The sequence below is a fragment of the Pseudomonas sp. 22490 genome, from assembly GCF_052044465.1.
In the GTDB taxonomy this organism is placed as follows: Bacteria; Pseudomonadota; Gammaproteobacteria; order Pseudomonadales; family Pseudomonadaceae; genus Pseudomonas; species Pseudomonas aeruginosa.
Window position 1 is genome coordinate 31,706 of the sequence record NZ_JBQENS010000003.1, and the last position, 25,570, is coordinate 57,275.

17 protein-coding genes are annotated in these 25,570 nt (G+C 67.1%); 14 read left to right on the forward strand and 3 right to left on the reverse strand.

The annotated features are described in order from the left end of the window. Positions 1-10: 10 nt before the first annotated feature. Positions 11-991 (reverse strand): AAA family ATPase, encoded by a 981-nt coding sequence (locus tag ACTJJX_RS04205; protein ID WP_003103494.1) that lies wholly within the window; start codon positions 989-991, stop codon positions 11-13. Between the two features lie 339 nt (positions 992-1,330). Between ACTJJX_RS04205 and ACTJJX_RS04210 the strand changes: the two genes are divergently transcribed. The 12 genes from ACTJJX_RS04210 (at position 1,331) to pelG (ending at position 22,119) form a co-directional block, all read left to right on the forward strand. After that, a complete protein-coding gene (locus ACTJJX_RS04210) occupies positions 1,331-2,101 on the forward strand; it encodes a hypothetical protein (RefSeq protein ID WP_003091293.1) in 771 nt (256 codons plus the stop codon). A gap of 273 nt (positions 2,102-2,374) precedes the next feature. Beyond that, positions 2,375-7,237, forward strand: coding sequence for an NAD-glutamate dehydrogenase GdhB (gdhB, locus tag ACTJJX_RS04215; protein WP_003103491.1), 4,863 nt, complete (start codon positions 2,375-2,377; stop codon positions 7,235-7,237). A gap of 147 nt (positions 7,238-7,384) precedes the next feature. Further along, positions 7,385-7,828, forward strand: coding sequence for a MarR family winged helix-turn-helix transcriptional regulator (locus ACTJJX_RS04220; RefSeq protein ID WP_003109601.1), 444 nt, complete (start codon positions 7,385-7,387; stop codon positions 7,826-7,828). Between the two features lie 42 nt (positions 7,829-7,870). Further along, positions 7,871-8,443 carry an isochorismatase family cysteine hydrolase gene (locus tag ACTJJX_RS04225; RefSeq protein ID WP_003103486.1) on the forward strand — a complete coding sequence of 191 codons (573 nt, stop codon included), beginning with the start codon at positions 7,871-7,873 and terminating at the stop codon, positions 8,441-8,443. A 12-nt stretch (positions 8,444-8,455) separates the two neighbouring features. Further along, entirely contained in the window at positions 8,456-9,442 is a 987-nt protein-coding gene (locus ACTJJX_RS04230) for an FUSC family protein (protein ID WP_003119773.1), read from the forward strand. Positions 9,443-9,923: 481 nt separating this feature from the next. Beyond that, positions 9,924-12,770, forward strand: a complete 2,847-nt coding sequence (locus ACTJJX_RS04235) for a bifunctional glycoside hydrolase 114/ polysaccharide deacetylase family protein (RefSeq protein ID WP_016852656.1) — start codon at positions 9,924-9,926, stop codon at positions 12,768-12,770. Next, a complete protein-coding gene (locus tag ACTJJX_RS04240; protein WP_016852657.1) occupies positions 12,748-16,329 on the forward strand; it encodes a tetratricopeptide repeat protein in 3,582 nt (1,193 codons plus the stop codon). Before ACTJJX_RS04235 ends, ACTJJX_RS04240 begins: the two co-directional genes overlap by 23 nt. Before the next feature lie 39 nt (positions 16,330-16,368). Next, the gene (locus tag ACTJJX_RS04245) at positions 16,369-16,887 is read left to right on the forward strand and encodes a pellicle/biofilm biosynthesis outer membrane protein PelC (protein WP_003091288.1); all 519 of its coding nucleotides are present in this window, start codon (positions 16,369-16,371) and stop codon (positions 16,885-16,887) included. Positions 16,888-16,892: 5 nt separating this feature from the next. Beyond that, positions 16,893-18,260: a PelD GGDEF domain-containing protein gene (locus ACTJJX_RS04250; protein ID WP_010793211.1), complete on the forward strand. Its 1,368-nt coding sequence runs from the start codon at positions 16,893-16,895 to the stop codon at positions 18,258-18,260. After that, positions 18,238-19,227, forward strand: coding sequence for a tetratricopeptide repeat protein (locus ACTJJX_RS04255; protein ID WP_003143628.1), 990 nt, complete (start codon positions 18,238-18,240; stop codon positions 19,225-19,227). Before ACTJJX_RS04250 ends, ACTJJX_RS04255 begins: the two co-directional genes overlap by 23 nt. After that, positions 19,224-20,747, forward strand: coding sequence for a GT4 family glycosyltransferase PelF (pelF, locus tag ACTJJX_RS04260; RefSeq protein ID WP_003103472.1), 1,524 nt, complete (start codon positions 19,224-19,226; stop codon positions 20,745-20,747). The genes ACTJJX_RS04255 and pelF overlap by 4 nt, the downstream gene beginning before the upstream one ends. A gap of 1 nt (position 20,748) precedes the next feature. Next, positions 20,749-22,119: an exopolysaccharide Pel transporter PelG gene (pelG, locus tag ACTJJX_RS04265; RefSeq protein ID WP_003091283.1), complete on the forward strand. Its 1,371-nt coding sequence runs from the start codon at positions 20,749-20,751 to the stop codon at positions 22,117-22,119. A 40-nt stretch (positions 22,120-22,159) separates the two neighbouring features. Here pelG and ACTJJX_RS04270 read toward each other — a convergent pair whose 3' ends face one another. After that, positions 22,160-22,390: a hypothetical protein gene (locus ACTJJX_RS04270; RefSeq protein ID WP_003091282.1), complete on the reverse strand. Its 231-nt coding sequence runs from the start codon at positions 22,388-22,390 to the stop codon at positions 22,160-22,162. A 125-nt stretch (positions 22,391-22,515) separates the two neighbouring features. On the opposite strand from ACTJJX_RS04270, the gene ACTJJX_RS04275 reads away from it, so the two are divergent. Together ACTJJX_RS04275 and ACTJJX_RS04280 are read left to right on the forward strand one after the other, a co-directional pair. Next, positions 22,516-22,992, forward strand: a complete 477-nt coding sequence (locus ACTJJX_RS04275) for a helix-turn-helix domain-containing protein (RefSeq protein ID WP_009313801.1) — start codon at positions 22,516-22,518, stop codon at positions 22,990-22,992. 37 nt (positions 22,993-23,029) lie between these two features. Beyond that, a complete protein-coding gene (locus ACTJJX_RS04280; RefSeq protein ID WP_003130642.1) occupies positions 23,030-23,506 on the forward strand; it encodes a helix-turn-helix domain-containing protein in 477 nt (158 codons plus the stop codon). A 116-nt stretch (positions 23,507-23,622) separates the two neighbouring features. On the opposite strand, the gene ACTJJX_RS04285 is transcribed toward ACTJJX_RS04280, so the two are convergent. Beyond that, on the reverse strand, positions 23,623-25,527 hold the full coding sequence (locus ACTJJX_RS04285; protein WP_016852658.1) for a M14 family metallopeptidase: 1,905 nt from the start codon (positions 25,525-25,527) through the stop codon (positions 23,623-23,625). Between the last annotated feature and the right edge of the window lie 43 nt (positions 25,528-25,570).

The following is a 25,570-nucleotide window of genomic DNA, read 5'->3' on the forward strand; positions in this document are numbered from 1 at the left end:
GGCGGCGGCCTCAGGCCACGGCGACCACGTCGAGGATGCGCTGCACGACCCGGTCCTGGTCGATGCCGGCGGCTTCCGCCTCGAAGGTCAGGATCAGGCGATGGCGCAGCACGTCGAACAGCACCGCCTGGATGTCCTCGGGACTGACGAAGTCGCGTCCGGCCAGCCAGGCGTGGGCGCGCGCGCAGCGGTCGAGGGCGATGGAGCCGCGCGGGCTGGCGCCGTAGGAGATCCATTCGGCGAGTTCCGCGTCGTGCTTGGCCGGGGTGCGGGTGGCCATGATCAGTTGCACCAGGTATTCCTCCACCGCGTCGGCCATGTACAGGCCGAGGATTTCCTGGCGCGCGGCGAAGATGGTTTCCTGGGTCACCCGGCGCTCCGGCCGGGCCTCGCCGTTCAGTGCCTCGCCACGCGCCTGCTGGAGGATGCGGCGTTCCACCGAGGCCTCCGGGTAGCCGATCTTGACGTGCATGAGGAAGCGGTCGAGCTGGGCTTCCGGCAACGGGTAGGTACCTTCCTGCTCGATCGGGTTCTGTGTCGCCATCACCAGGAACAGCTGTGGCAGGTCGTAGGTGCTGCGGCCGACCGAAACCTGGCGCTCGGCCATGGCTTCGAGCAGCGCCGATTGCACCTTGGCCGGGGCGCGGTTGATCTCGTCGGCCAGCACCAGGTGATGGAAGATCGGGCCTTGCTGGAACACGAAGGTGCCGGTCTCCGGACGGTAGATCTCGGTTCCGGTGATGTCGGCGGGGAGCAGGTCGGGAGTGAACTGGATACGGTGGAACTCGGCTTCGAGGCCTTCGGCGAGGTCCTTGATGGCCTTGGTCTTGGCCAGTCCCGGCGCGCCTTCCACCAGCAGGTGGCCGTCGGCTAGCAGCGCGATCAGCAGGCGGTCGACGAGTTTTTCCTGGCCGAGGATCTGGCTCGACAGGTAGCCCTTCAGTCCCTGCAGGGCGCTCTTGTGCTGCGTGCTTTCTGGCTCGTTGCTCATTGTCTGGACTACCGGTTCCAAGGCCTGCTGGGGTGTCGCTCGGTGGCGCACGGCGAGGCCGGCGCGCGCGGGCGGGGAGAAGGCTCCGCTCTGCGGCGGATGACGCCCCCCGATCCCGCACATGTTAGCGCACGGCGACTGCCTAGCGTACTCTCCGACGCTCGTGCCGCGCCTATTCGTGAACCCGCGCGGGTATGCCGGTGAAAAGCCTCCGCCTCTCGCCGTGACCTGCCTCGCGAAGCGCGGCGGATCGACGCGCCCGGGGAACTTCGCCGGCGCAGGCGGGTCGGTTTCCGCGATGCGAACAGCGAATGGACAGAGCGTTTGTCAGGAGCGACATTGCCGGGGCTTGCCCGGCGCAAGGGGGAGGGCCGCGCCCGGCGTGGGTGGCGGCGCTGGGTCGGTGGGCTGCTGTTGCTGCTCGGCGCGCTCGCCAGCGGATGTTCGAACGCGCCGCGCAACGCCGCCGGCGAGGACACCAGCCAGGGTTCGATGCGCGCTGGCGAATTCCTCCAGACCGATGCCGATCGCATGGCCACCCTGGCCATGCGCGACAACCTGCAAAGCCTCTACCAGTTGCTCTGGAAGCTGTACAAGCGCAATCCCGCCGAATGGAAGAAGACCGGCCTGCCGAGCCAGGCCGACGCCGAGCTGGCGATCCGCCGGGCCATCGAGCAGAACCGCGAACTCAGCGACCTGGGCGGCCGCCGCGACATCGCCGCACTGTCCTACTCCCTCGATCCGGCGTTCAAGGGCGACCGCGTCGGTGCCTTCATATACTCCCTGGCCAGCATGCTGATCACCGCCCATGGCGGGCGCACCGAGTTCTACGTCTACCAGGGGATCGACGCGCAGTACGTCTACAACGCCGCGCGCAACGTCGAGGTCGCCACCTGGATGCTGGCTACCCGCAAGGACGACAAGGGTGCCCCGTTGCTGCTTTCCAACGCCCTCACCGACGACGCCAGCAACCTCAGCTACGCCCGCGAGTTCGCCAAGATCGTCGCGCGCCTGGACCTGCTCGCCGAGGTGCTCGGCGAACGCTACCGGCGGATCAGCGTGAACTACGCCCAGGGACTGCTGTTCATGCATTTCCTGCCGGTGCAGTGAGCCGATGCTCCCGGGGTGAACGAATATGTCGCAGCACGGTAAGTGTTTTGCCTTGCCGGCTCGTTAAGCTCTGTCGGATATGACCGGCGGGTCGCTCGCCGAAAAAGGGCGGTTCCCGGTCAGCCTTTGCTGTGCGCCTGCCTGCCTGGATTAATGCTCAGCTTCTGCTGAACTTCATGGACGCAGCGAGGGTCGGTCCGAAGGTGCGTTGCTCGCGACCTTTCCCGCGAACCGCTCGCCTCCATGAAATAACAAGCCAAGCGGAGTACAACCATGGCGTTCTTCACCGCGGCCAGCAAAGCCGATTTCCAGCATCAACTGCAGACGGCACTGGCGCAGCACCTCGGCGACAAGGCGTTACCACAAGTCACGCTGTTCGCCGAACAGTTCTTCAGCCTGATCTCCCTCGATGAACTGACCCAGCGTCGGCTTTCCGACCTGGTCGGTTGCACCCTTTCCGCCTGGCGCCTGCTGGAGCGCTTCGACCGCGACCAGCCCGAAGTCCGCGTATACAACCCCGACTACGAGAAGCACGGCTGGCAATCCACCCACACCGCGGTGGAAGTGCTGCACCCGGACCTGCCGTTCCTGGTCGACTCGGTGCGCATGGAACTGAACCGCCGCGGCTACAGCATCCATACCCTGCAGACCAACGTCCTCAGCGTGCGCCGCTCGGCCAAGGGCGAGCTGAAGGAAATCCTGCCCAAGGGTAGCCAGGGCAAGGACGTCAGCCAGGAATCGCTGATGTACCTGGAGATCGACCGTTGCGCCCACGCCGGCGAACTGCGGGCGCTGGAGAAGGCCATCCTGGAAGTGCTCGGTGAAGTACGCGTGACCGTCGCCGACTTCGAACCGATGAAGGCCAAGGCCCGCGAACTGCTGACCTGGCTTGGCAAGGCCAAGCTGAAGGTGCCGGCGGAGGAACTGAAGGAAGTACGCAGCTATCTCGAATGGCTGCTGGACAACCACTTCACCTTCCTCGGCTACGAGGAATTCAGCGTCGCCGACGAGGCCGACGGCGGGCGCATGGTCTACGACGAGAAATCCTTCCTCGGCCTGACCCGTCTGCTGCGTGCCGGCCTGAGCAAGGATGACCTGCACATCGAGGACTATGCCGTCGCCTACCTGCGCGAACCGGTCCTGCTGTCCTTCGCCAAGGCTGCCCATCCGAGCCGTGTGCACCGCCCGGCCTACCCGGACTACGTGTCGATCCGCGAGCTGGACGGCAAGGGCCGGGTGATCCGCGAGTGCCGCTTCATGGGCCTGTTCACCTCCTCGGTGTACAACGAGAGCGTCAACGACATCCCCTTCATCCGCGGCAAGGTCGCCGAAGTGATGCGGCGCTCCGGTTTCGACACCAAGGCCCACCTCGGCAAGGAACTGGCCCAGGTGCTGGAAGTACTGCCGCGCGACGACCTGTTCCAGACCCCGGTGGACGAGCTGTTCAGCACCGCCCTGGCGATCGTCCGCATCCAGGAGCGCAACAAGATCCGCGTGTTCCTGCGCAAGGACCCCTACGGTCGCTTCTGCTACTGCCTGGCCTACGTGCCGCGCGACGTGTATTCCACCGAGACGCGCCTGAAGATCCAGCAGGTCCTGATGGAGCGCCTGCAGGCCAGCGACTGCGAGTTCTGGACCTTCTTCTCCGAGTCGGTGCTGGCCCGCGTGCAGTTCATCCTCCGCGTCGACCCGAAGTCGCGCATCGACATCGACCCGGCGCGCCTGGAGGAAGAAGTGATCCAGGCCTGCCGTTCCTGGCAGGACGACTACAGCAGCCTGGTGGTGGAAAACCTCGGCGAGGCCAAGGGCACCAACGTCCTGGCCGACTTCCCGAAAGGCTTCCCGGCCGGCTACCGCGAGCGCTTCGCCCCGCACTTCGCGGTGGTCGACCTGCAGCACCTGCTCAGCCTCTCCGAGCAGCGCCCGCTGGTGATGAGCTTCTACCAGCCGCTGGCGCAGGGCGAGCAGCAACTGCACTGCAAGCTGTACCACGCCGACACCCCGCTGGCCCTGTCCGACGTCCTGCCGATCCTGGAGAACCTCGGCCTGCGCGTGCTCGGCGAATTCCCCTACCGCCTGCGCCACCAGAACGGCCGCGAATACTGGATCCACGACTTCGCCTTCACCTACGCCGAAGGGCTGGACGTGGACATCCAGCAGCTCAACGAGATCCTCCAGGACGCCTTCGTCCACATCGTCAGCGGCGACGCCGAGAACGACGCCTTCAACCGCCTGGTGCTGACCGCCAACCTGCCGTGGCGCGACGTCGCCCTGCTGCGTGCCTACGCGCGTTACCTGAAGCAGATCCGCCTGGGCTTCGACCTCGGCTACATCGCCAGTGCGCTGAATGCCCACACCGACATCGCCCGCGAGCTGGTGCGGCTGTTCAAGACCCGCTTCTACCTGGCGCGCAAACTCACCGCGGAAGACCTGGAAGACAAGCAACAGAAGCTGGAGCAGGCGATCCTCGGTGCCCTCGACGAAGTCCAGGTGCTCAACGAGGACCGCATCCTGCGGCGCTACCTCGACCTGATCAAGGCGACCCTGCGGACCAACTTCTACCAGCCCGACGGCAACGGCCAGAACAAGAGCTACTTCAGCTTCAAGTTCAACCCGAAGGCCATTCCGGAGCTGCCCAGGCCGGTGCCCAAGTACGAGATCTTCGTCTACTCGCCGCGCGTCGAGGGCGTGCACCTGCGCGGCGGCAAGGTGGCTCGCGGCGGCTTGCGCTGGTCGGACCGCGAGGAAGACTTCCGCACCGAGGTGCTCGGCCTGGTCAAGGCCCAGCAGGTGAAGAACGCGGTGATCGTGCCGGTCGGCGCCAAGGGCGGCTTCGTCCCGCGCCGCCTGCCGCTTGGCGGTAGCCGCGACGAGATCCAGGCCGAGGCGATCGCCTGCTACCGGATCTTCATTTCCGGCCTGCTCGATATCACCGACAACCTCAAGGAAGGCGAAGTGGTGCCGCCGGCCAACGTGGTCCGCCACGACGAGGACGATCCCTACCTGGTGGTCGCCGCGGACAAGGGCACGGCGACCTTCTCCGACATCGCCAACGGCATCGCCGCCGAGTACGGCTTCTGGCTCGGCGACGCCTTCGCCTCGGGCGGCTCCGCCGGCTACGACCACAAGGGCATGGGGATTACCGCCAAGGGCGCCTGGGTCAGCGTGCAACGGCACTTCCGCGAACGCGGCATCGACGTGCAGAAGGACAACATCAGCGTCATCGGCATCGGCGACATGGCCGGCGACGTGTTCGGCAACGGCCTGCTGATGTCGGACAAGCTGCAACTGGTGGCCGCCTTCAACCACATGCATATCTTCATCGACCCGAACCCGGACGCCGCCAGCAGCTTCGTCGAGCGCCAGCGCCTGTTCAACCTGCCGCGTTCGAGCTGGGCCGACTACGACGCCAAGCTGATCTCCGCCGGCGGCGGGATCTTCCTGCGCAGCGCCAAGAGCATCGCCATCACCCCGGAAATGAAGGCGCGCTTCGACATCCAGGCCGACAGGCTGGCGCCCACCGAGCTGATCCATGCGCTGCTCAAGGCGCCGGTCGACCTGCTCTGGAACGGCGGGATCGGTACCTACGTGAAGTCGAGCAAGGAAACCCACGCCGATGTCGGCGACAAGGCCAACGATGGTCTGCGCGTCGACGGCCGCGAGCTGCGCGCGAAGGTGGTGGGCGAGGGCGGCAACCTGGGCATGACCCAACTGGCGCGGGTCGAGTTCGGCCTGCACGGCGGTGCCAACAACACCGACTTCATCGACAACGCCGGTGGCGTGGACTGCTCCGACCATGAGGTCAACATCAAGATCCTGCTCAACGAAGTGGTGCAGGCCGGCGACATGACCGAGAAGCAGCGCAACGCGCTGCTGGTGAAGATGACCGACGCGGTCGGCGCCCTGGTGCTGGGCAACAACTACAAGCAGACCCAGGCGCTGTCCCTGGCGCAACGTCGCGCCCGCGAGCGGATCGCCGAGTACAAGCGGCTGATGGGCGACCTCGAGGCGCGTGGCAAGCTCGATCGCGCCCTGGAGTTCCTGCCTTCCGACGAGGAGCTGGCGGAACGCATCAGTGCCGGCCAGGGGCTGACCCGCGCCGAGCTGTCGGTGCTGATCTCCTACAGCAAGATCGACCTCAAGGAATCGCTGCTGAAATCGCTGGTGCCGGACGATGACTACCTGACCCGCGACATGGAGACCGCCTTCCCGGCATTGCTGGCGGAGAAGTTCGGCGACGCCATGCGCCGCCATCGCCTGAAGCGCGAGATCGTCAGCACGCAGATCGCCAACGACCTGGTCAACCACATGGGCATCACCTTCGTGCAGCGCCTGAAGGAGTCCACCGGCATGAGCGCGGCCAACGTCGCCGGGGCCTACGTGATCGTCCGCGACGTATTCCACCTGCCGCACTGGTTCCGCCAGATCGAGAATCTCGACTACCAGGTGCCCGCTGATATCCAGCTGACCCTGATGGACGAACTGATGCGCCTCGGCCGCCGCGCCACCCGCTGGTTCCTCCGCAGCCGCCGCAACGAGCTGGACGCGGCGCGCGACGTGGCCCACTTCGGCCCGCGCATCGCCGCCCTCGGCCTGAAGCTCAACGAGCTGCTCGAAGGGCCGACCCGCGAGCTGTGGCAGGCGCGCTACCAGACCTACGTCGACGCCGGCGTGCCGGAACTGCTGGCACGCATGGTGGCCGGTACCAGCCACTTGTACACGCTGCTGCCGATCATCGAGGCGTCCGACGTGACCGGCCAGGACACCGCGGAAGTGGCCAAGGCCTATTTCGCCGTGGGCAGCGCGCTGGACCTGACCTGGTACCTGCAACAGATCACCAACCTGCCGGTGGAGAACAACTGGCAGGCGCTGGCCCGCGAGGCGTTCCGCGACGACCTCGACTGGCAGCAGCGGGCGATCACCGTCTCGGTGTTGCAGATGCAGGACGGACCGAAGGAGGTCGAGGCTCGCGTCGGCCTGTGGCTGGAACAGCACCTGCCGCTGGTCGAGCGCTGGCGGGCGATGCTGGTCGAACTGCGTGCCGCGTCGGGTACCGACTACGCCATGTACGCCGTGGCCAACCGCGAGCTGATGGACCTGGCGCAGAGCAGCCAGCACGGTGTCTGCATCCCCTGATGCGACCGGACTGACGGCAAGCAAGAGCCCCGCCCTAGTGCGGGGCTCTTTCATTTCAGCTGTCGTGCCGTCGGTCGGGTCCCATGGCGGGCGGCGTTGGATGTGTTATTTTGCTATGAAAATATAGCTATGATTATGTAGATAAATATGCCCACCAACCAGGATCTCCAACTGGCAGCGCATCTGCGCAGCCAGGTCACCACCCTGACCCGCCGCCTGCGTCGCGAGGCGCAGGCCGATCCGGTGCAATTCTCGCAACTGGTCGTGCTTGGCGCGATCGACCGCCTTGGCGGCGACGTCACACCTTCCGAGCTGGCCGCCGCCGAGCGGATGCGCTCGTCGAATCTGGCCGCGCTGCTGCGCGAACTGGAACGCGGAGGGCTGATCGTCCGTCACGCCGATCCGCAAGATGGGCGCAGAACCCGCGTGTCGCTGAGCTCGGAGGGCCGGCGAAATCTCTACGGCAACCGCGCCAAGCGCGAAGAATGGCTGGTGCGTGCCATGCACGCCTGTCTCGACGAGAGCGAGCGCGCCCTGCTGGCGGCGGCCGGTCCGTTGCTGACACGCCTGGCGCAATTCGAGGAGCCCTGAATCCAGGGCTTTGGGTTCCGGCAGATGGAAGAGGAGTTCCCGATGAACACAGCACTGATCGGTCTCGACTACATCGTCGATATCATGCATCCCGACGGTAGGATTGCCCGCTGTGCAGAACAGGCCGCCTTGCGTGGCGTGGTCGCGCGTTTCAACCGCGCTCTCGCCGTCGCCGAGCAGCGTGGCTGGCTGCGGATCGCGGTGAGGGTGGGCTTCGAGCCCGGCTATCCGGACCTGCCGGAACATTCGCCGATCTTCGCTGCCGCGCAGGCACTCGGCGCTCTCGACCTCTGCGGGCGCGGTTGCGCATTTCATCCTGACCTGAAGCGGGATGCCGTGCAGATGGAAGTGCTCAAGCCGCGCATCAGCGCCTTTTATGCCACGCGCCTGGAGGCCGTGTTGCGGGCGAGGCGGATCGAGCGCCTGGTGCTCGCCGGTGTCAGTACGACCTGGGCTGTGCAGGCCGCCGCGCGCGATGCGCACGATCGCGACTACCAAGTGCTGGTGTTGGAGGAGGCCTGCGCGGCGGCCAGCGACGAGGAGCACCGGCGCTCCATCGAGGTCCTGGGCGGCATCGCGCGGATCGTCACGCTCGACCAGTTGGCAGCGCTCTAGGCGGCGCGTCGTGTGTGCGCCTCGCTGACACGCCTGTTCGACGGCCGCGCCATGGGGCGCGCGCTCGCCGTGTCGCTGCCGCTGTTCGTGCTCTACAGCGCCAGCGGCGATGCCAACTGGCTGCTGGCGAATATCGCGACGATCTCCGTGGCGGTCGTCGTCGAGCGGGTCGGTAGCGCACCGCTCGCGGCGCTCGGCCAGGGGGTGGCGATCATCCTCGGCTTTCTCGGCCTGTCGTTCGCGCTCGCCTGGGGAGCGGCGTTTGCCATCGCTTGCGCAGCGCTCGCCGCTGCTGCTGTCGCGCTATCCGGCCTGGATACGCGCTTGCGCACGCTGGGCAATTTCGTCTTTATTCCTGTGCTCTATCTGGCCTGCGAGGTTGCCGCGACGCACCGCGCTGCGCTGTCCCTGGTGCCGTATCTCGTCGTCGCGACGCTACCATCGGTGGCGCTCGCCGGTGTCGATACCTTGCGCCACGCAGCGCTCGCACGCCGTTACGGTACCCTGCTGCGCTGGCGTGGGGCGCACTTGACGGGCCACGCGGCCGCGCATGACGAGCTGCTCCAGGCTGTGTTGGCGGTCACACTCGCCGTAGCCTGCAGCGCGACCTTGGTGGCGTGGCGGCACATCGAATACGGCCAGTGGGCGATCTGGTCGTCCGCCAGCGTGGTTACCGGCAATGCCGCCAGCGCGCACCTGAAGCTGCGCGATCGCGGGCTTGGCGCGCTGCTCGGCGTACCGCTCGGCCTCGTGGTAGGGGCCGCTCTACCACATGTTCTATTGGTCCACACCTTGGCGACTCTTGCCTCGGTCCTCACCCTCGTCGGATTCCGTCACTACGCGACAGGTTTTGCCGCGCGTTGCGCGTGCATCGCCTGCGCCTCCTGGGCGATTCAGCAGTCGCCCCTGGTCGCCTCGCTGCGGGTCGCCGAAGTACTGGCGGGTGGGGCGATAGGCGTCGCCTCGGTGTGGCTGGTGCGGTTCCTCGCACGCAACTGAAGGCGGTGCGACCGCACGCGCGTGCGCCAAATGCCCGGCGCCTTTCGTTGGCCGGAAAAGACAACCTGTTTCACGGATTTAATAAATATTTAGTTATTAGCGAACGGCGTCTACCGAACCGATGGGTCTAGACGAAGTGACTTCCGGGGGCTTCCGGAGGGCCGTCGACTTTCCTGATGAAGTGCGTGAAACCTGGGCTTTCCACTTTGCCACACCGGTGTCTCGGAAAGCGCGGAGTTGACCTGCAAAGCGTCACGGGCAGGCAAAAGGACACCATGGCGTCATGTATGTGCCTAAAAATTGACAGTTTCCGCTTAAAAATTTAGCAATTAGCATATTTAGTCATTAGATTGACGTTAATCGCCTGCGGCTGCTTTGGATGTGCCCGCACTGTCAGGGATTCGACGTTGCCACCGGAAACCGCATCCATGCTTCCGACCTGCCGCTTCGGTCGGTATCGACCCTGCCGCGTAGGCTGGGCATGCGGTTCAGCAAGAAAGGAATCGCCGTGCTGCGTCTGCCGTCCCGCCGTAACACCCTTCGACCCATCGAGCGCCCGCTCGCCTGGCTTGCCGGCCTGGCGCTGGCGCTTTGTGCCGGCACTGCCGCAGGGGCTGCCGGCGGGCCGTCCAGCGTGGCGTTCTGGTACGCCGAGCGGCCGCCGCTGGCCGAGCTTTCCCAGTTCGACTGGGTGGTGCTCGAAGCGGCGCACCTCAAGCCGGCCGATGTCGGGTATCTGAAAGAGCAGGGCAGCACGCCCTTCGCCTATCTGTCGGTCGGCGAGTTCGACGGCGACGCCGCCGCCATCGCCGACAGCGGCCTGGCCCGGGGCAAGAGCGCGGTCCGCAACCAAGCCTGGAACAGCCAGGTAATGGACCTCGCCGCGCCGAGCTGGCGGGCGTACCTGCTCAAGCGCGCCGCGGAGCTGCGCAAACAGGGCTACGCCGGCCTGTTCCTCGATACCCTGGACAGCTTCCAGCTACAGGCCGAGGAGCGCCGCGAGGGCCAGCGCCGGGCGCTGGCCAGTTTCCTCGCCCAGCTGCATCGCCAGGAGCCGGGCCTCAAGCTGTTTTTCAATCGCGGTTTCGAAGTGCTGCCGGAGTTGCCCGGCGTCGCGTCGGCGGTGGCCGTGGAGTCGATCCATGCCGGTTGGGACGCCGCTGCCGGGCAATACCGCGAGGTGCCCCAGGAGGATCGCGATTGGCTGAAGGGCCACCTGGATGCCCTGCGCGCCCAGGGCATGCCCATCGTCGCCATCGACTACCTGCCGCCGGAGCGGCGTGACGAGGCGCGCACGCTCGCTGCGCGCCTGCGTAGCGAAGGCTACGTGCCGTTCGTCAGCACCCCGGCGCTGGACTACCTGGGGGTGAGCGACGTCGAGGTGCAACCGCGGCGCATCGCGCTGCTCTACGATCCGCGCGAGGGCGACCTGACCCTGAGCCCCGGTCACGTCTACCTCGGCGGCCTGCTCGAATACCTCGGTTATCGGGTCGACTACCTGCCCACCGACCAGCCGCTGCCCGAACGTCCGCTGAGCGGTCTCTACGCCGGGGTGGTGACCTGGATGACCAGTGGACCGCCGCTGGCCAGCGACGCCTTCGACAACTGGATCGCTGCACGTCTCGACGAAAAGGTGCCGGTGGCGTTCCTCGCCGGCCTGCCTACCGAGAACGACGGCCTGTTGCAGCGCCTGGGTATTCGCCGACTGTCGCAGAAACTCAAGGTCAAGCCGAGCACCGAGACCCACGACCAGGCGCTGCTTGGTTCCTTCGAAGCGCCGCTGGTGATCCGGATCCGCGACCTGCCGGCGCTCACCGTACTCGATCCGGCGCGGGTGACCCCGGCGCTCAAGCTCAAGGGCGACGGCAAGGAGTACGTGCCGGTGGCGACCGCCGACTGGGGGGGCTTCGCCCTGGCGCCCTATGTGCTGGAGGAGGGTAGCGAGCACCGGCGCTGGATCCTCGATCCGTTCGCCTTCCTGCGCAAGGCCTTGCGTCTTGTGCCGCTGCCGAGTCCCGACGCGACCACCGAGAATGGCCGGCGCATCGCCACCGTGCACATCGATGGCGACGGCTTCGTCTCCCGTGCCGAGGTGCCCGGCAGTCCCTATGCCGGCCAGCAGGTGCTGGAGGACTTCATCAAGCCCTATCCGTTCCTCACCTCGGTCTCGGTGATCGAAGGCGAGGTCGGGCCGAAGGGCATGTACCCGCACCTGGCCAGGGAACTGGAGCCGATCGCCCGGCGCATCTTCGCCGACGACAAGGTCGAGGTCGCCAGCCATACCTTCAGCCATCCGTTCTTCTGGCAGCCGCAACTGGCCGAGCAGGGCGAGAACTTCGAGGCCCAGTATGGCTACAAGATGGCTATCCCGGGCTACGACAAGGTCGACTTCGTACGCGAGGTGATCGGCGCCCGCGACTACATCGAGCAGCGCCTGACCACCCCGCGGAAGCCGGTCAAGATGATCTTCTGGTCCGGCGACGCGCTGCCCGACGCCGCCACCATCAAGCTCGCCTACGACGCCGGGCTGATGAACGTCAACGGCGGCAACACCGCGCTGACCCGGGCCTTTCCCTCGCTGACCGGACTCTACCCGCTGATCCGGCCCACCCGCGGCGGCGTGCAGTACTACGCGCCGATCATCAACGAGAACGTCTACACCAATCTCTGGCAGGGGCCGTACTACGGCTTCCGCGGCGTCATCGATACCTTCGCCCTGACCGACAGCCCGCGCCGCCTGCGCGGCCTGCACCTGTACTACCACTTCTATTCGGGGACCAAGCCGGCCTCGATCCGCACCATGCACCAGATCTACGCGGCGATGCAGGCGGAGCATCCGTTGTCGCTGTGGATGAGCGACTACATCCCGCGCCTGGAAGGCCTGCATCGCGCCAGCCTGGCCAAGCGTGCCGATGGCAGTTGGCAACTGCGTGGCTTCGCCGCCCTGCGCACCCTGCGCCTGGACCCGGCGCTGGGTTGGCCGGACCTCGGCCGCTCCACGGGAGTCGCGGGCGTGCGCGACCTGCCCCAGGGGCGCTATGTGCACCTGAGTGCGGCGAATGCGCGCCTGGTCCTGCGCGACAGCCGCGATCCGCGGCCGGCGCTGGAGGAGGCCAACCTGCCGCTGAAGCACTGGCGCTACCGCGACGATGGCCGCGTCGAGTTCGCCTTCGCCGGGCACCTGCCATTGCGCCTGGTGGTGCGCGCGGCGGGCGATTGCCGGCTGAGTGCGGCCGGCAAGGCCTTCCCGGGAAAGGCCGGCAACGGCCTGTGGACGTTCGAGTTGCCGATGGAGCAGGTGCGCGATGGCCAACTCGTCTGCCGCTGACAAGCATCCCCAGGCGCGCCTGCTGAATCCCTGGGCCCTGCTGCCGGTCGCTCTCGGGGTGGCGCTGGTGCTGTGGCTGACCTTCAACAGCGAAGAAGTATTCATGCCCAGCGGCGATGGCGAGCCCGACGCGGTCTCGGTGAACTACGCCGAACTGCTGTTGCAGGCGCACCCGGAGAACGACGCGCTGCGCCTGACCCTGATCGACCTGCTGGTCAAGCTCGGCGACTTCGAGCAGGCGCGTCATCACCTCGCCCGTCTGCGCGGCAAGGACCGCCTGGCAACGCCGTTCTACGAGGTGGAACTGGACATCCTTGGCGCCCTGGCCAGGCCCGAGGGCATGGATGAGGAGCAGACGCGCCGATTGCTGGAGCGCCTGCGCAAGATCGAGCACGTTTCGTTGAACGACGCCATGCTCGAACGACTTGCCCGTCATGCCCTGGCCCTGGACGCGCCGGACCTGGCGGCGCGGACCTTTGCCGAACTGGCCGGTCGCGACCCGCAGGGCCGGCAGCGCTGGCTGGACGAGGCGGCGCGCTGGTACCTGGCTTCCGGCGAGCCGCTGCCGGCGGCGGACATCCAGCGGCAACTGGCCGAAGCGCAAACCGAGCCGGCGAAGCGCCTGGCCTATCTGCGCCAGGCCTTCGCCAGCCTGCTCGCTGGCGAGCGCGGCGAACAGGCGGCGTTGTTGCTGGACGAGCGGCTGGACGCCTTGCCGGAGGATGAATCGACCCTGGCCTGGCTCGCCGAGGGCGTACGCGCCGCCGAAGGCAGCCAGCGCTACGACCTGGCCGAACGCTTCATCCGGCGCTGGCGCGAATTGCGCCCCGAGGACCATGAGGCGCTGGCCGCCGACCTGCGCCTGAACATGGCCGCCGGGCGGATCGAGCGGGCCTGGGAGGTCGGCCAGGAGCTGCTGGCCCTGCGCCCGGAGGACAGGACGCTGCTGGCCGATCTCGCGCGCCTTGGCGAATGGACCGGCAACGGCCCGCGGGCGCTGGGCCTGTGGAAGCAACTGCTGGCCGGCGCCGATGACCCGGCCCTGCGCGAGCATGCCTGGCGCCTGTCGCTGCAGATGTTCGATTTCGACAGCGCCATCGAGCTGCTGGCGCCCATCGGTGCGCAGCGACAGATGACCGACGAGGAACTCGATGCGCTGGTCTACAGCCATGAAACCCGCGGCACGCCGGAAGAGGGCGAGGCATGGCTGCGCGGCTACGTGCAGCGTTATCCGAAACAGCGCCTGGCCTGGCAGCGCTTGCAACAGATTCTCGAACACACCCAGCAGTTGCAGGAAGAGACCGGGGTCTGGGCGCGGATGGCCCGGCATTTCCCGCTGAGTGTCAAGGAACGCATGCAGTGGGCGGAAACCCACTGGAACCTGTTCGATCCGCGCCAGGCCTGGAAGGTCCTCTCCGGCGTGGATACCCGCGCGATCCGCGAGCCGGAGTTCTGGCGCCTGCGCGCGGCGCTGGCCTGGGCCCTGGAGCAGGACGACGATGCCCGCGCCGCCTACGAGCGCATGCTGGCCCTGGACATCCGCCTGAACAGCAGCGACGAGGACCAGTTGATCGCCCTGTACCGGGACAGCAATCCGAAGCAGGCCTTGCAGGTGCTTATCGGCAGTTGGCAGCGCAGCCGCGATCCGCGGCGCCTGGCCAGCGCCCTGCAACTGGCGGAGAACCTCCACGACTGGCCGGCCCTGAAGAGCCTGCTGGCCGAGGCCGAAGGCCTGCCGGAAGCGCAGGGCAGCCCCTATTACTGGGTGGCCAGGGCGCGGCTGGCGGAACAGGAAGGCCATGGCGACGTCGCCGAGCGTCTGTACCGGGAAGCCCTGGTGCGTTTCCCCGGCGAGAACCTGGTGCGCGAACGCCTGCTCTGGTTCTACATCGACCGTGGCCGTCGCGACAGCCTGGCGCCCCTGTTGGCGCAGTGGCATGGCCTGGCGCTGCGGGACAGCACGCTGTGGCTGCCGTTCGCCAGCGCCAGCCTGCTGCTCGAGCGTAACGACCAGGCGCTGGCCTGGTTCCGCCTGTACCTCAAGTCCAATCCCAGCGACTGGCTGGTGCAGGCCGCCTACGCCGACGCACTGGATGCCAGCGGCTACCAGGACAAGGCCCTGCGCCTGCGCCGACTACTGCTCCGGCGGCTCGACCGCGAGGCGGTCAGGGCCACCCCGGACAGCTTCGCCGCCTACCTGCGCCTGCTCGCCGTGGCCCAGGGGCCGCTGCTCGCCCAGGGCGAGGCGCGGCGGGCCTGGAATGGCGAGCCGGCGATGCTGCAGCTGTGGTTCGAGCAGTTCCTCGACCAGCTCGCCGCCACCAACCAGGAGCCGCTGAAGGATGACTGGCTGGCCTGGGCGCGCGGCCGGGGCCTGAAGATCGGGCGCAACGAAGAGATCCAGGCCGCCCTGCGCAGCCAGAATCGCGCCGCCCTGCAACGCCTGCTGGAGCGCGGCGAGCTGGATCCGGCGCAGCGGGTCGAGGCGCTGGTGCGTCTCGGCCATGGCGGCGAAGCGCTGGGCGAGGCCCTGGGCGCACTGGGCGACGGCCACTCGCGCGACAACCGCGAGCAGCTGCGGCGGCAGGCGGCGGAAATCCTCGAACGCACTCCCCAGGGCCTGCAACTGGGTTGGAACAAGCGCGACTTCGGCGGTCTCGACTTCAAGGGGCCGACGCTGCGCGCGGCGCGCCACCTCGGCGACGACTGGTACGCCGATCTCGAACTGGGCAGTGGCCGCTATCACGGCGATGCGCTGGATAGCTCGCTCCTCGGTAGCGAACGCAACGCCAGGCTGACGTTGCGGCGCGAACTGGCCGATGGCTTCGCCGCGGCGACGCTCGATGGCAGCTGGCGCGACGACGAGGACCGCCACGGTCTGGGGTTGCTGCGCAATTGGCGGCTGAGCTCGCGCGACGAACTGGAAGCGGGCCTCGACTGGCACCGCGAGACCGACGAGACCGGCCTGATGCGAGCCCTCGGCATGCGCGACAGCCTACGGCTCGGCGGCCGCCACACCCTCAGCGGGCGCGACCAGTTGAGCTGGTCGCTGGCGCACAACCGCTTCTCTACCCGCCAGGGCGACGACCTCGGCAACGGCGAGGCGCTGTCCCTGGAATGGGCCCACACACTGTTCTTCGACGGCCCGGCCTGGCAACTGCGCGGCGGCATCGACTACCAGCGCAATCGCCTGGAGAACCGCGTGCCGGACGACCTGCTGGCGGCCCATGGCGGTGCGCTGGCGCTCGATGGCGCGCGCAGCCAGGACCTGCTGCAGGACCGCTATGGCCAGGTCTACCTCGACAGCACCTGGCGCCGTGGCTTCCCTGGCGCGCTGAACCGCAGCCGTCCGCAATACACCTGGATCGTCGACACCCTGGCCGGCTGGCAGTGGACAGAGAAGGAGTTCAACTACGGCATCGATCTCGGCATCGGCATGGAGCTGCTGGGCGACGACGAACTGGCGTTCACCTTCGGCTACCAGTCGGCTCCCCAGGGCGGCGGCGGCGATGCCGGCGGCACGCTCGGGGTGACCTACAGCACGCGCTTCGGCCGCTGAACGCGGCCCGGATACGGAATTCAACAGGAGGAACACAACATGCAATCCATCCGCTGCCTGGCTCTCGCGGCCGTCGCCCTGTTCATGGCGGGCTGCTCCAGCTTCACCAGCGAAAGCGCTACGCCGCTGGCGCGCGGCGCGCAGTGGGGCCTGGTGCCGCTGCTCAATTACTCCCAGGCGCCGCAGGCCGGCGAGCGTGCCGAGCAGATCCTGCTCAGCGTGCTGGCCGAGGAGGGCGTGCGGCCGCGCCTGTACCCGGCGCAGCCGCAAGGCGACCTGCAACTGGTCGACGACCGCGAGCGCCAGCAGCGCGCGCTGGACTGGGCACGCCAGCAGAAGCTGGCCTACGTGGTCACCGGCAGCGTCGAGGAGTGGCAGTACAAGAACGGCCTGGACGGCGAGCCGGCGGTGGGCGTCAGCCTGCAGGTGCTGGAGCCGGCCTCCGGGCGGGTGCTCTGGAGCACCAGCGGGGCGCGCGCCGGCTGGTCCCGGGAAAGCCTGGCGGGCGCCGCGCAGAAAGTCCTGCGCGAGCTGGTCGGCGACCTGCGGCTCGAGTGACGGCGATGTCCGCGCACAAGGATTTCGCCCTCGCACCGCGCGCCAGCGGCAGCGTCTCCTGGGTCGAGACGCTGGTCATCAGCGTGCTCGCGCTGGGCCTGGGCTGGTGGTTCAGCCCGGACGACCCGCTGCAGGTCAACGCCACCTTTCCCTGGGTGATCCTCGCGCCCCTGTTGCTGGGCATGCGCTACGGCTTCGTCCGCGGGTTGGCCAGCGCGGCGCTGCTGGTGGCGGCGCTGTTCGCGTTTCGCGTCCAGGGCGTCGAGGCCTATGCCCAGGTACCGGCGGCCTTCATCGTCGGCGTGCTGCTCTGCGCCATGTTGGTGGGCGAGTTCCGCGACATCTGGGAACGCCGCCTGGAGCGCCTGGAGCTGGCGAACGAGTACCGTCAGTTGCGCCTCGACGAATTCACCCGCGCCCATCACATCCTGCGCATCTCCCACGATCGCCTGGAACAGCGGGTCGCCGGCAACGACCAGAGCCTGCGCAGTTCGCTGCTCGGTCTGCGACAACTGCTGCGCGAGCTGCCGGGCGATGAGGCACCGCTCGATGCGCTGGCGGAAACCGTGCTGGCGCTGCTGGCCCAGTACGGTTCGCTGCGCATCGCCGGACTCTACCGGGTGCGCCACGACCGCACCCCGGAGCCGCAACCCTTGGCGACGCTCGGCGAGATGCCGGCGCTGGACGCCGACGATCTGCTGGTGCGCACCTGCCTGGAGCGCGGCGAACTGGTCAGCGTGCGCCAGGAACTGCTGGAGCGCGGCGAGCAGCGTGCGCACAGCGCGCTGCAGGTGTGCGTGCCGCTGGTCGACACCGATGGGCGGATCCTCGCCCTGCTGGCGGTGGAGCAGATGCCGTTCTTCGTCTTCAACGAACGTACCTTCAGCCTGCTGGCGATCCTCGCCGGGCACATCGCCGACTTGCTGCAGAGCGACCGTCGCGCACTGCAACTGGCCGACATCGACGCCCAGCGCTTCTCCCAGTACCTCAAGCGCTCCCTGCTGGACGCCCGCGACCATGGGTTGCCGGCCTGCCTGTATGCCTTCGAGTTGACCGATGCGCGCTACGGCGAAGAGGTCCAGCGTCTGCTGGAAGGCAGCCAGCGTGGCCTCGACGTGCAGTTGCGACTGCGCAACGACGAGGGCCGGCGGGTCCTGCTGGTGTTGTTGCCGCTGACTTCCGCCGAAGGCTCCCAGGGGTATCTGCAGCGCCTGAGGATTCTCTTCGCCGAACGCTTCGGCCAGGCCCGCGAGCTGGAGTCGCTGGGCGTGCGCATCCGCCAGTACGAACTGGACGCCGGCAACGATCGGCAGGCGCTGGGACATTTCCTTTTCAACGAGTGCGGCCTGAATGATCAGCAAGTGGCTGTTTAGCGGCGCCTTCCTGTTCGAGCTGAGCAGTTGGGCGAGCGTCTTCGCCGACCTGCCGTTCGGCCAGGCGCTGGCGCTCTACCTGTTCGCCCACGGCCTGGGCAGCGCGCTGCTGTGCGTCGGCGTATGGCTGCTGCTGCCGCGGCGCTACAAGTTCCCGCTGCCGTGGAGCCCGCTGTTCCTCTTCAGCCTGGCCTTCTTCGTGCCGCTGATCGGAGCGGTCGGCGTCGCTGCGGCGGTATTCCCGGCGCTGTACCTGCCGCGCCAGCGTGGCGAGCAGGCCTGGCAGGCGATGGGCGTCCCCGAGCTGCCGTTCCGGCCGAAGGAAAAGCGCCTCGACATGATGTTCAGCGACGGCGGCCTGCAGGACGTCCTGCGCCATGCGCCGGACCCGAACCAGCGGCTCACGGCGATCTTCGCCACCCGGCGGATGCCCGGCAAGGAAGCGATCCCGATCCTCAAGCTGGCCCTGCGCGACCCTGCCGACGACGTCCGCCTGCTGGCCTACTCGATGCTCGACCAGAAGGAAAGCCGGATCAACCAGCGCATCGAGGCCGCCCTAGGCCGCCTCGCCGGCGCCACGCCGGCGCGACGCGGCGCGTTGCACGGGACCCTGGCGCGCTGGTACTGGGAACTGGCCTACCTGGGGTTGGCCCAGGGCAGCGTGCTGGAGCACATCCTCGAGCAGGCGCGCGAGCATACCGACCAGGCGCTGCGCGGCACACCCTCGGCCGACCTGCATCTGCTGGCCGGGCGCATCGCCCTCGAACAAGGCCGCCTGGAGGATGCCGGACGCGCCCTCCAGGCCGCCGAGGAGGCGGGAATCGATAGCGCCCAGCTGGCGCCGTTCCGCGCCGAGGTGGCGTTCTTCCAGCGGCGCTACCGGGACATCCCCCGGCTTCTCGCCGGAATGCCCGACGACATGCTGCAACGGCCGCCCTTCGCGGCCCTGGCGAGATACTGGACATGACCGAACACACCGCTCCGACGGCGCCCGTCGCCGATGTCTGCCTGCTGCTGGAGGGCACCTGGCCCTATGTCCGCGGCGGCGTCTCCAGCTGGGTCAACCAGTTGATCCTCGGTCTCCCCGACCTGACCTTCTCGGTGTTCTTCATCGGCGGCCAGAAGGATGCCTACGGCAAGCGCCACTACCCGATCCCGGACAATGTGCTGCACATCGAGGAACACTTCCTGGAAACCGCCTGGAGTTCGCCGAACCCGCAGACGCGACAGGGCAGTAGCGAGACCGAAAAGGCGTTGCGCGATCTGCACCGTTTCTTCCACTACCCGGAGACGCCGGACGTGGAGGAGGGCGACGCGCTGCTCGACCTGCTCGCCGAGGGCCGCATCGGCCGCGAGGACTTTCTCCACAGCAAGGCCAGTTGGGAGGCGATCACCGCAGGCTACGAGCGCTATTGCACCGATCCGTCCTTCGTCAATTACTTCTGGACCCTGCGCTCGATGCAGGCGCCGGTGTTCATGCTCGCCGAGGCGGCCCGGCGGATGCCGCGGGCGCGCATGCTGCACTCGATCTCCACCGGCTACGCCGGCCTGCTGGGCTGCATCCTGCAACGTCGCTGGGGCTGCCGCTACCTGCTCAGCGAGCACGGCATCTACACCAAGGAGCGCAAGATCGACCTGGCCCAGGCCAACTGGATCGCGGAGAACCCCGACGAGCAGCTGAGTACCGGACTGGATGCCGAGGTCAGCTACATCCGTCGCTTGTGGATCCGCTTCTTCGAGCGTGTCGGCCTGCTCACCTATCGCGCCGCCAATCCGATCGTCGCCCTCTACGAAGGCAACCGCCAGCGCCAGGTACTCGATGGCGCCGAGCCACGGCGCACCCGGGTGATCCCCAACGGCATCGACCTCGATGCCTGGGCCGGCGCCCTCGAACGGCGGCCGCCGGGGATTCCGCCGGTGGTCGGGCTGGTCGGCCGGGTAGTGCCGATCAAGGACGTGAAGACCTTCATCCGCGCCATGCGCGGGGTGGTCAGCGCGATGCCGGAGGCGGAGGGCTGGATCGTCGGTCCGGAGGAGGAAGATCCGGACTATGCCAGCGAATGCCGCAGCCTGGTGGCCAGCCTCGGCCTGCAGGACAAGGTGAAGTTCCTCGGTTTCCGTCGGATCGGCGAGGTCCTGCCGCAACTCGGCCTGATGGTCCTCACCTCGATCAGCGAAGCGCAGCCGCTGGTGATCCTCGAAGCCTGGGCTGCCGGCGCCCCGGTGGTGAGCAGCGACGTCGGCTCCTGCCGCGAACTGATCGAAGGCGCCGACGCCGAAGATCGCGCCCTGGGTCGCGCCGGGGAGGTGGTGGCGATCGCCGACCCGCAGGCCACTTCGCGGGCGATCCTCGCCCTGCTGCGCAATCCGCAGCGCTGGCAGGCGGCCCAGGCGGTCGGCCTGCAACGGGTCGAACGCTACTACACCGAGGCGCTGATGCTCGGACGTTACCGCGGGCTGTACCGCGAAGCCACGGAGATTGCATGACATGGCCGGCATCGGCTTCGAACTGCGGAAGATCCTTTCCCGCGATTCCTATACGGCGACCCTGCGCGCCTACCTCTACGCCGGGCTGATCAGCTCCGGTCCCTGGGTGCTGTCGATCGTCAGCGTGATGCTGATCGGCGTGCTGAGCCTCGGCGTGGTGGTGCCGGACGTGCTGGTCCGGCAGTTCCTGATCACGGTGACCTACCTGATGGCGCTGTCGCTGATCTTCACCGGGGGACTGCAACTGTTCTTCACCCGCTTCATTTCCGATCGCCTGTTCGAGCGCAAGCACGAGGCGATCCTGCCCAACCTGGTGGGCGTGCTGTTGCTGGTGACGTTGGCGGCGGGCCTGCTCTCGGCGATATTGCTGGCGACCCTGTTCGATGAGCCGTTCGCCTACCGCCTGCTGGTGATGGCCAACTTCGTGGTGCTCTGCAACCTGTGGCTGGTGATCATCTTCCTGTCGGGAATGAAGGCCTACAAACGCATCCTGCTGGTGATGTTCATCGGCTACGCGCTGATGGTCGCCTGTGCCTACCTGCTGCGTTTCATGCAGATGGACGGCCTGCTGCTGGCATTGCTGATCGGCCACGCCAGCCTGCTGTTCGTCTTCCTCTACGACATCCTCCGCGAGTACCCGGCCAGGCGCATGGTGGCCTTCGACTTCCTCGACCGCCGGCAGGTCTTCGTCAGCCTGCTGCTGACCGGCCTCTGCTACAACCTGGGGATCTGGATCGACAAGTTCATCTTCTGGTTCAACCCCTCCACCTCGGACCTGGTGATCGGCCCGCTGCGCGCCTCGATCCTCTACGACCTGCCGATCTTCCTCGCCTACCTGTCGATCATTCCCGGCATGGCGGTGTTCCTGGTGCGCATCGAGACCGACTTCGCCGAGTGGTACGAGCGGGTCTACGAGGCGATCCGCGGCGGAGAGACCCTGCAGCACATCGGCCTGCTCAAGGAGCAGATGATCCTCGCCATCCGCCAGGGCCTGCTGGAAATCTGCAAGGTGCAGGGGCTGGCGGTGGTCCTGCTGTTCCTGCTGGCGCCGCAACTGCTCGGCTGGCTGGGAATTTCCCGCTATTACCTGCCGCTGTTCTACATCGACCTGATCGGGGTGAGCATCCAGGTAGTGTTCATGGCCTTGCTCAACGTCTTCTTCTACCTGGACAAGCGCCGCATCGTCCTCGAACTCTGCGTGCTGTTCGTGATCGTCAACGGCGCCCTGACCTTCGTCAGCCTGCTGCTCGGGCCGAGCTTCTTCGGCTACGGCTTCACCCTGTCGCTGCTGGTCTGCGTGCTGGTCGGGCTGTACCGCCTGACCACCGCGCTGGACGACCTGGAGTACGAGACCTTCATGCTCAATCGCTGAGGGGTTTCGCCGGCGGCAGGGTCTTTCAGAAAGGGCCGATTCACCCGGTTGAATCGGCCCCTTTTTTTGCTTCCTCGATGCGTTTTTGCAGCTTCTGCATATCCACCAGGCGTTGCGTACCGAAGGTTCGCATCGGCAGGTCGCCGCTCTCTATCCAGGCGTAGAGCAGGTCCGGCCGGTCGCTGAGGCCGGTCAGGAAGGCGAAACGCATCAGGGTTATATAGCGGGGGCACTCGGCGAAACCCTCTTGGGGGAGTTCTTCCACTTTCATCAGGCGTCCTGCACCATGGTCCGATGTTGGAGGGGAACCCTCGGTCTAGAGGGCTTGGATTCATATTGATCTACTAACAGTTAGTGAATCAATATGCATAGGGAACCATCAGACGCGGACTACACATGGTAAAGAATCGACGTTTGTTCACTGCTGGCAAGCGCTTGCGCGCCCTGCGCGAGCTGATGGGCTTGAGCCGTCCGCAGTTCGCCGAGTTGGTGGGGATGACGGCCAAGCGCCTGGAGAACATCGAGAACGAGCTGCAGCGCATGCACGACGAGGACTTCGAGAAGGTCTGCGGAACCTTCCCGGAGTTCAGCGACTGGATCGCCTATGAAGGCAGCATCGAGCCGCAGTCGATCGCCTGGAAGGTCGCCGACTCGGCACAGGCGGCCGCGGTCTACCTGGTGGAGCGCAACCCGGTGCTGCTGGAGCGGCACGGCATCGACATGCAGGCCTGGCGCGAACGCCACCGTGAGATACGCGAGGCGCTGCTGGCGGCGGAACAGGCGCCGGAGGCGGAGCCGGCGCCCCTGGAAGAGCCGCCGGAACCCAGGCGCCAGCGGAAGAGGAAAACGCCCGCGAGCGGCAAGGGCGACTGAGGCGCATCGCGCCAGAAACGAAGGGAAGTATCTGTACATGGTCTATGTAGTGAGGAAGCGCTGCCTGTTTCGCGCCGGCGAGCGCCTGTTCGGGTTGCGCGGGCTGACGGGGTTGAACCGACCGCAGTTTTCCGAGGTGGTCGGCATGGATCCCAAACGCCTTGAGAACATCGAGAGTGGCCGGCAGCGTATGCACGACGAGGATTTCGAGAAGGTCTGCGGGACCTTTCCGGAGTTCAGCGACTGGATCGCCTATGAAGGCAGCATCGAACCGCAGTCGATCGCCTGGAAGATCGCCGAGGCCGCCCAGGAAGCGGCGGTCTATCTGGTGGAGCGCAACCCCGAGCTGCTCGAACTCCACGGTCTCGACGTGCCGGCCTGGCGCGAGAAGCATCGGGAAATCCTCAAGAAGCTGCGCAAGCGGGAACTGTCGCCGCCACCTGAAAAACCACTGAAACCCAGGCGCAAGCGCAAGCCGAGAAGCAACCTGCCCACACCCACCGACGGTACCTGAGACCGGCTCCCTCTCCCCAGCCCTCTCCCGCAAGCGGGAGAGGCAACGGGGCTCCCGAAGCCCAGCGGTAGGGCGGATAACGCGCAGCGTTATCCGCCGTCAGCCCCAGGTGGGCCTCAGAACACCACTCCTACCGGATAGACGAAGGCGTTCACGTCGTAGAACGGCGTGCGCTGGTAGAACCATTGCAGGCGCGCCTGCGGATCGGCGGCGAAGGCCTTGTCCTCGCGCAGGCGTTTGTCGAAGGCGGCCTTCAGCGCCGGGTCTTCCGCCAGCATCTTGCGCGCCATCGGCTCCATCACGTATTCCTCCGGTTCCTCGGCGGCCACCAGGGTGGAATTGAAGAAGCCCCAGGACCAGAAGGAATCCGGACTCTGCGGTTGCAGCAGGTCGATGGCCAGGACGCCCAGCGGCTGGGCGGTGTCGATCGACAGCGAGCCGGCCGGGAAGGTCTGCAGGCGCTGGAACGGCTTCGGCGTGCCGCTGACCAGCAGGCGACCTTCGTAGCCCGGAATCCGGTTGCCTTGCACGCGATCCGGTTCGAAGCCATCGGCGAGCTTGATGTCGTCCATGCGGTACAGGGTCACGGCGATTTCGGTCGGACGCTCGAGGGTGCTATAGCGGATGCCATGGGCCTTGATCCGGGCGATCACCTCGTGCCACTGCGCCGGGACGATGAAACGCTGGGGACGCGGCACCACCAGGTCGGGTACGCCGTTGTCGGTCACCGGTAGTTTCAGTGTCTTCGGCTGGTTGCTCCAGACGATGGTGCGGGCTCCGGTGACCGGCGATTGCTCGTAGCGGTAGTCGCCCACCACGAACGGCGTCTCGGCGGCCTCGCCCGGCTTCCAGGTGAGGATCACCTCCTTCTGTCGCAGCAGGCGCTCGCGGTCGCTGGCGATGGCCTGGCGCAGGCTGGCGGCCTGCTCGCCGATCACCTCGAACATCGCCTTGAGCATCACGTAGTTGCCCAGCACCTGGGTCTTGTACGGATGCAGGGCGTGTTGCTCGATGAGGATCGACGGCACGTTGCGGATGTCGCCGTACTGGTTGGAGAAGCGCGCCAGGTCGGTGCGGTAGGGGTAGTAGCCCTGGGTCGGATCCTGGTTGTCGTTCAGGCTGATGCATTCATGGACCATGTGCCCGAGGCTTTCCAGCGCCTGGTACACCGGCTTGCGCATGACCTGGTCCATCCAGGCGCTGCTCGCCGGTGACCAGCCGTTGCCGTTGTGGCAGTAGGAGCTGTCGTAGGGATACATGGCGCCGTCGGTGGAGTGGGTGTCGGCGAAGAAGCTCAGCTCGTAGTGGTTGAACACCCAGGCGACGTTGCGGATCTCCGCGCTGTCGAGCTTGGTGAAGTCGCGGTTGAGATTGAGATTGCGGCCGTTCACCCGCCAGCCGGTCTCCTGCGGGCCGTTCTGGTTGATCCGCCCGTAGGCGCTGCGGCGCAGGTCGCCGTCGACGTTGACCACCGGGATGAACAGCAGGTTGATCTTCTCCAGCAGCCCGGCGAGCGGGCGGTCGGCAGCGCTCATGTCGCGCAGCAGCATGAACATGGCGTCCTTGCCGTTGGCCTCGCCGGGATGGATCTCGGCTTCCACCAGCAAGGTCGGCTTGGCGGAGCGCTTCAGGCCGGCGGCGGACTTGTCGGCCTCGGTGGAGGCGGTCACCAGCAGCATCGGGTGGCCCTCGGCGCTGCGCTCGGGCAACTCGCGCAGGGCGATGCGGCCGGAGGAGGCGGCTACCAGTTTCTCCAGGTAGGCGCGGGTCTCGCGGTAGTCGCTGGTGCGCTGGAAGTCGCTGCTCTCGGCCTGGGTGATCAAGGGGTCGCCGGGCTTGGCGAGGTAGCGCAGGCTGCCCAGCTTCTGCTCGAACATCGGTGGCAGGATGCGCTGGCGGGCCGCGGCCGGGTAGGCGCTGTCATCGATGTAGGCGGGCGCGTGGGGCAGCTCCGCGTGAGCGGGCAGGGCGCTCGCCAGCAGGACGCCGGCGAGTAGCGAACGGGGTTGGCAAGGGAACACGATGAACCTCCATGTGGATGGGAACGGCCGCGGCGTGGGTGGG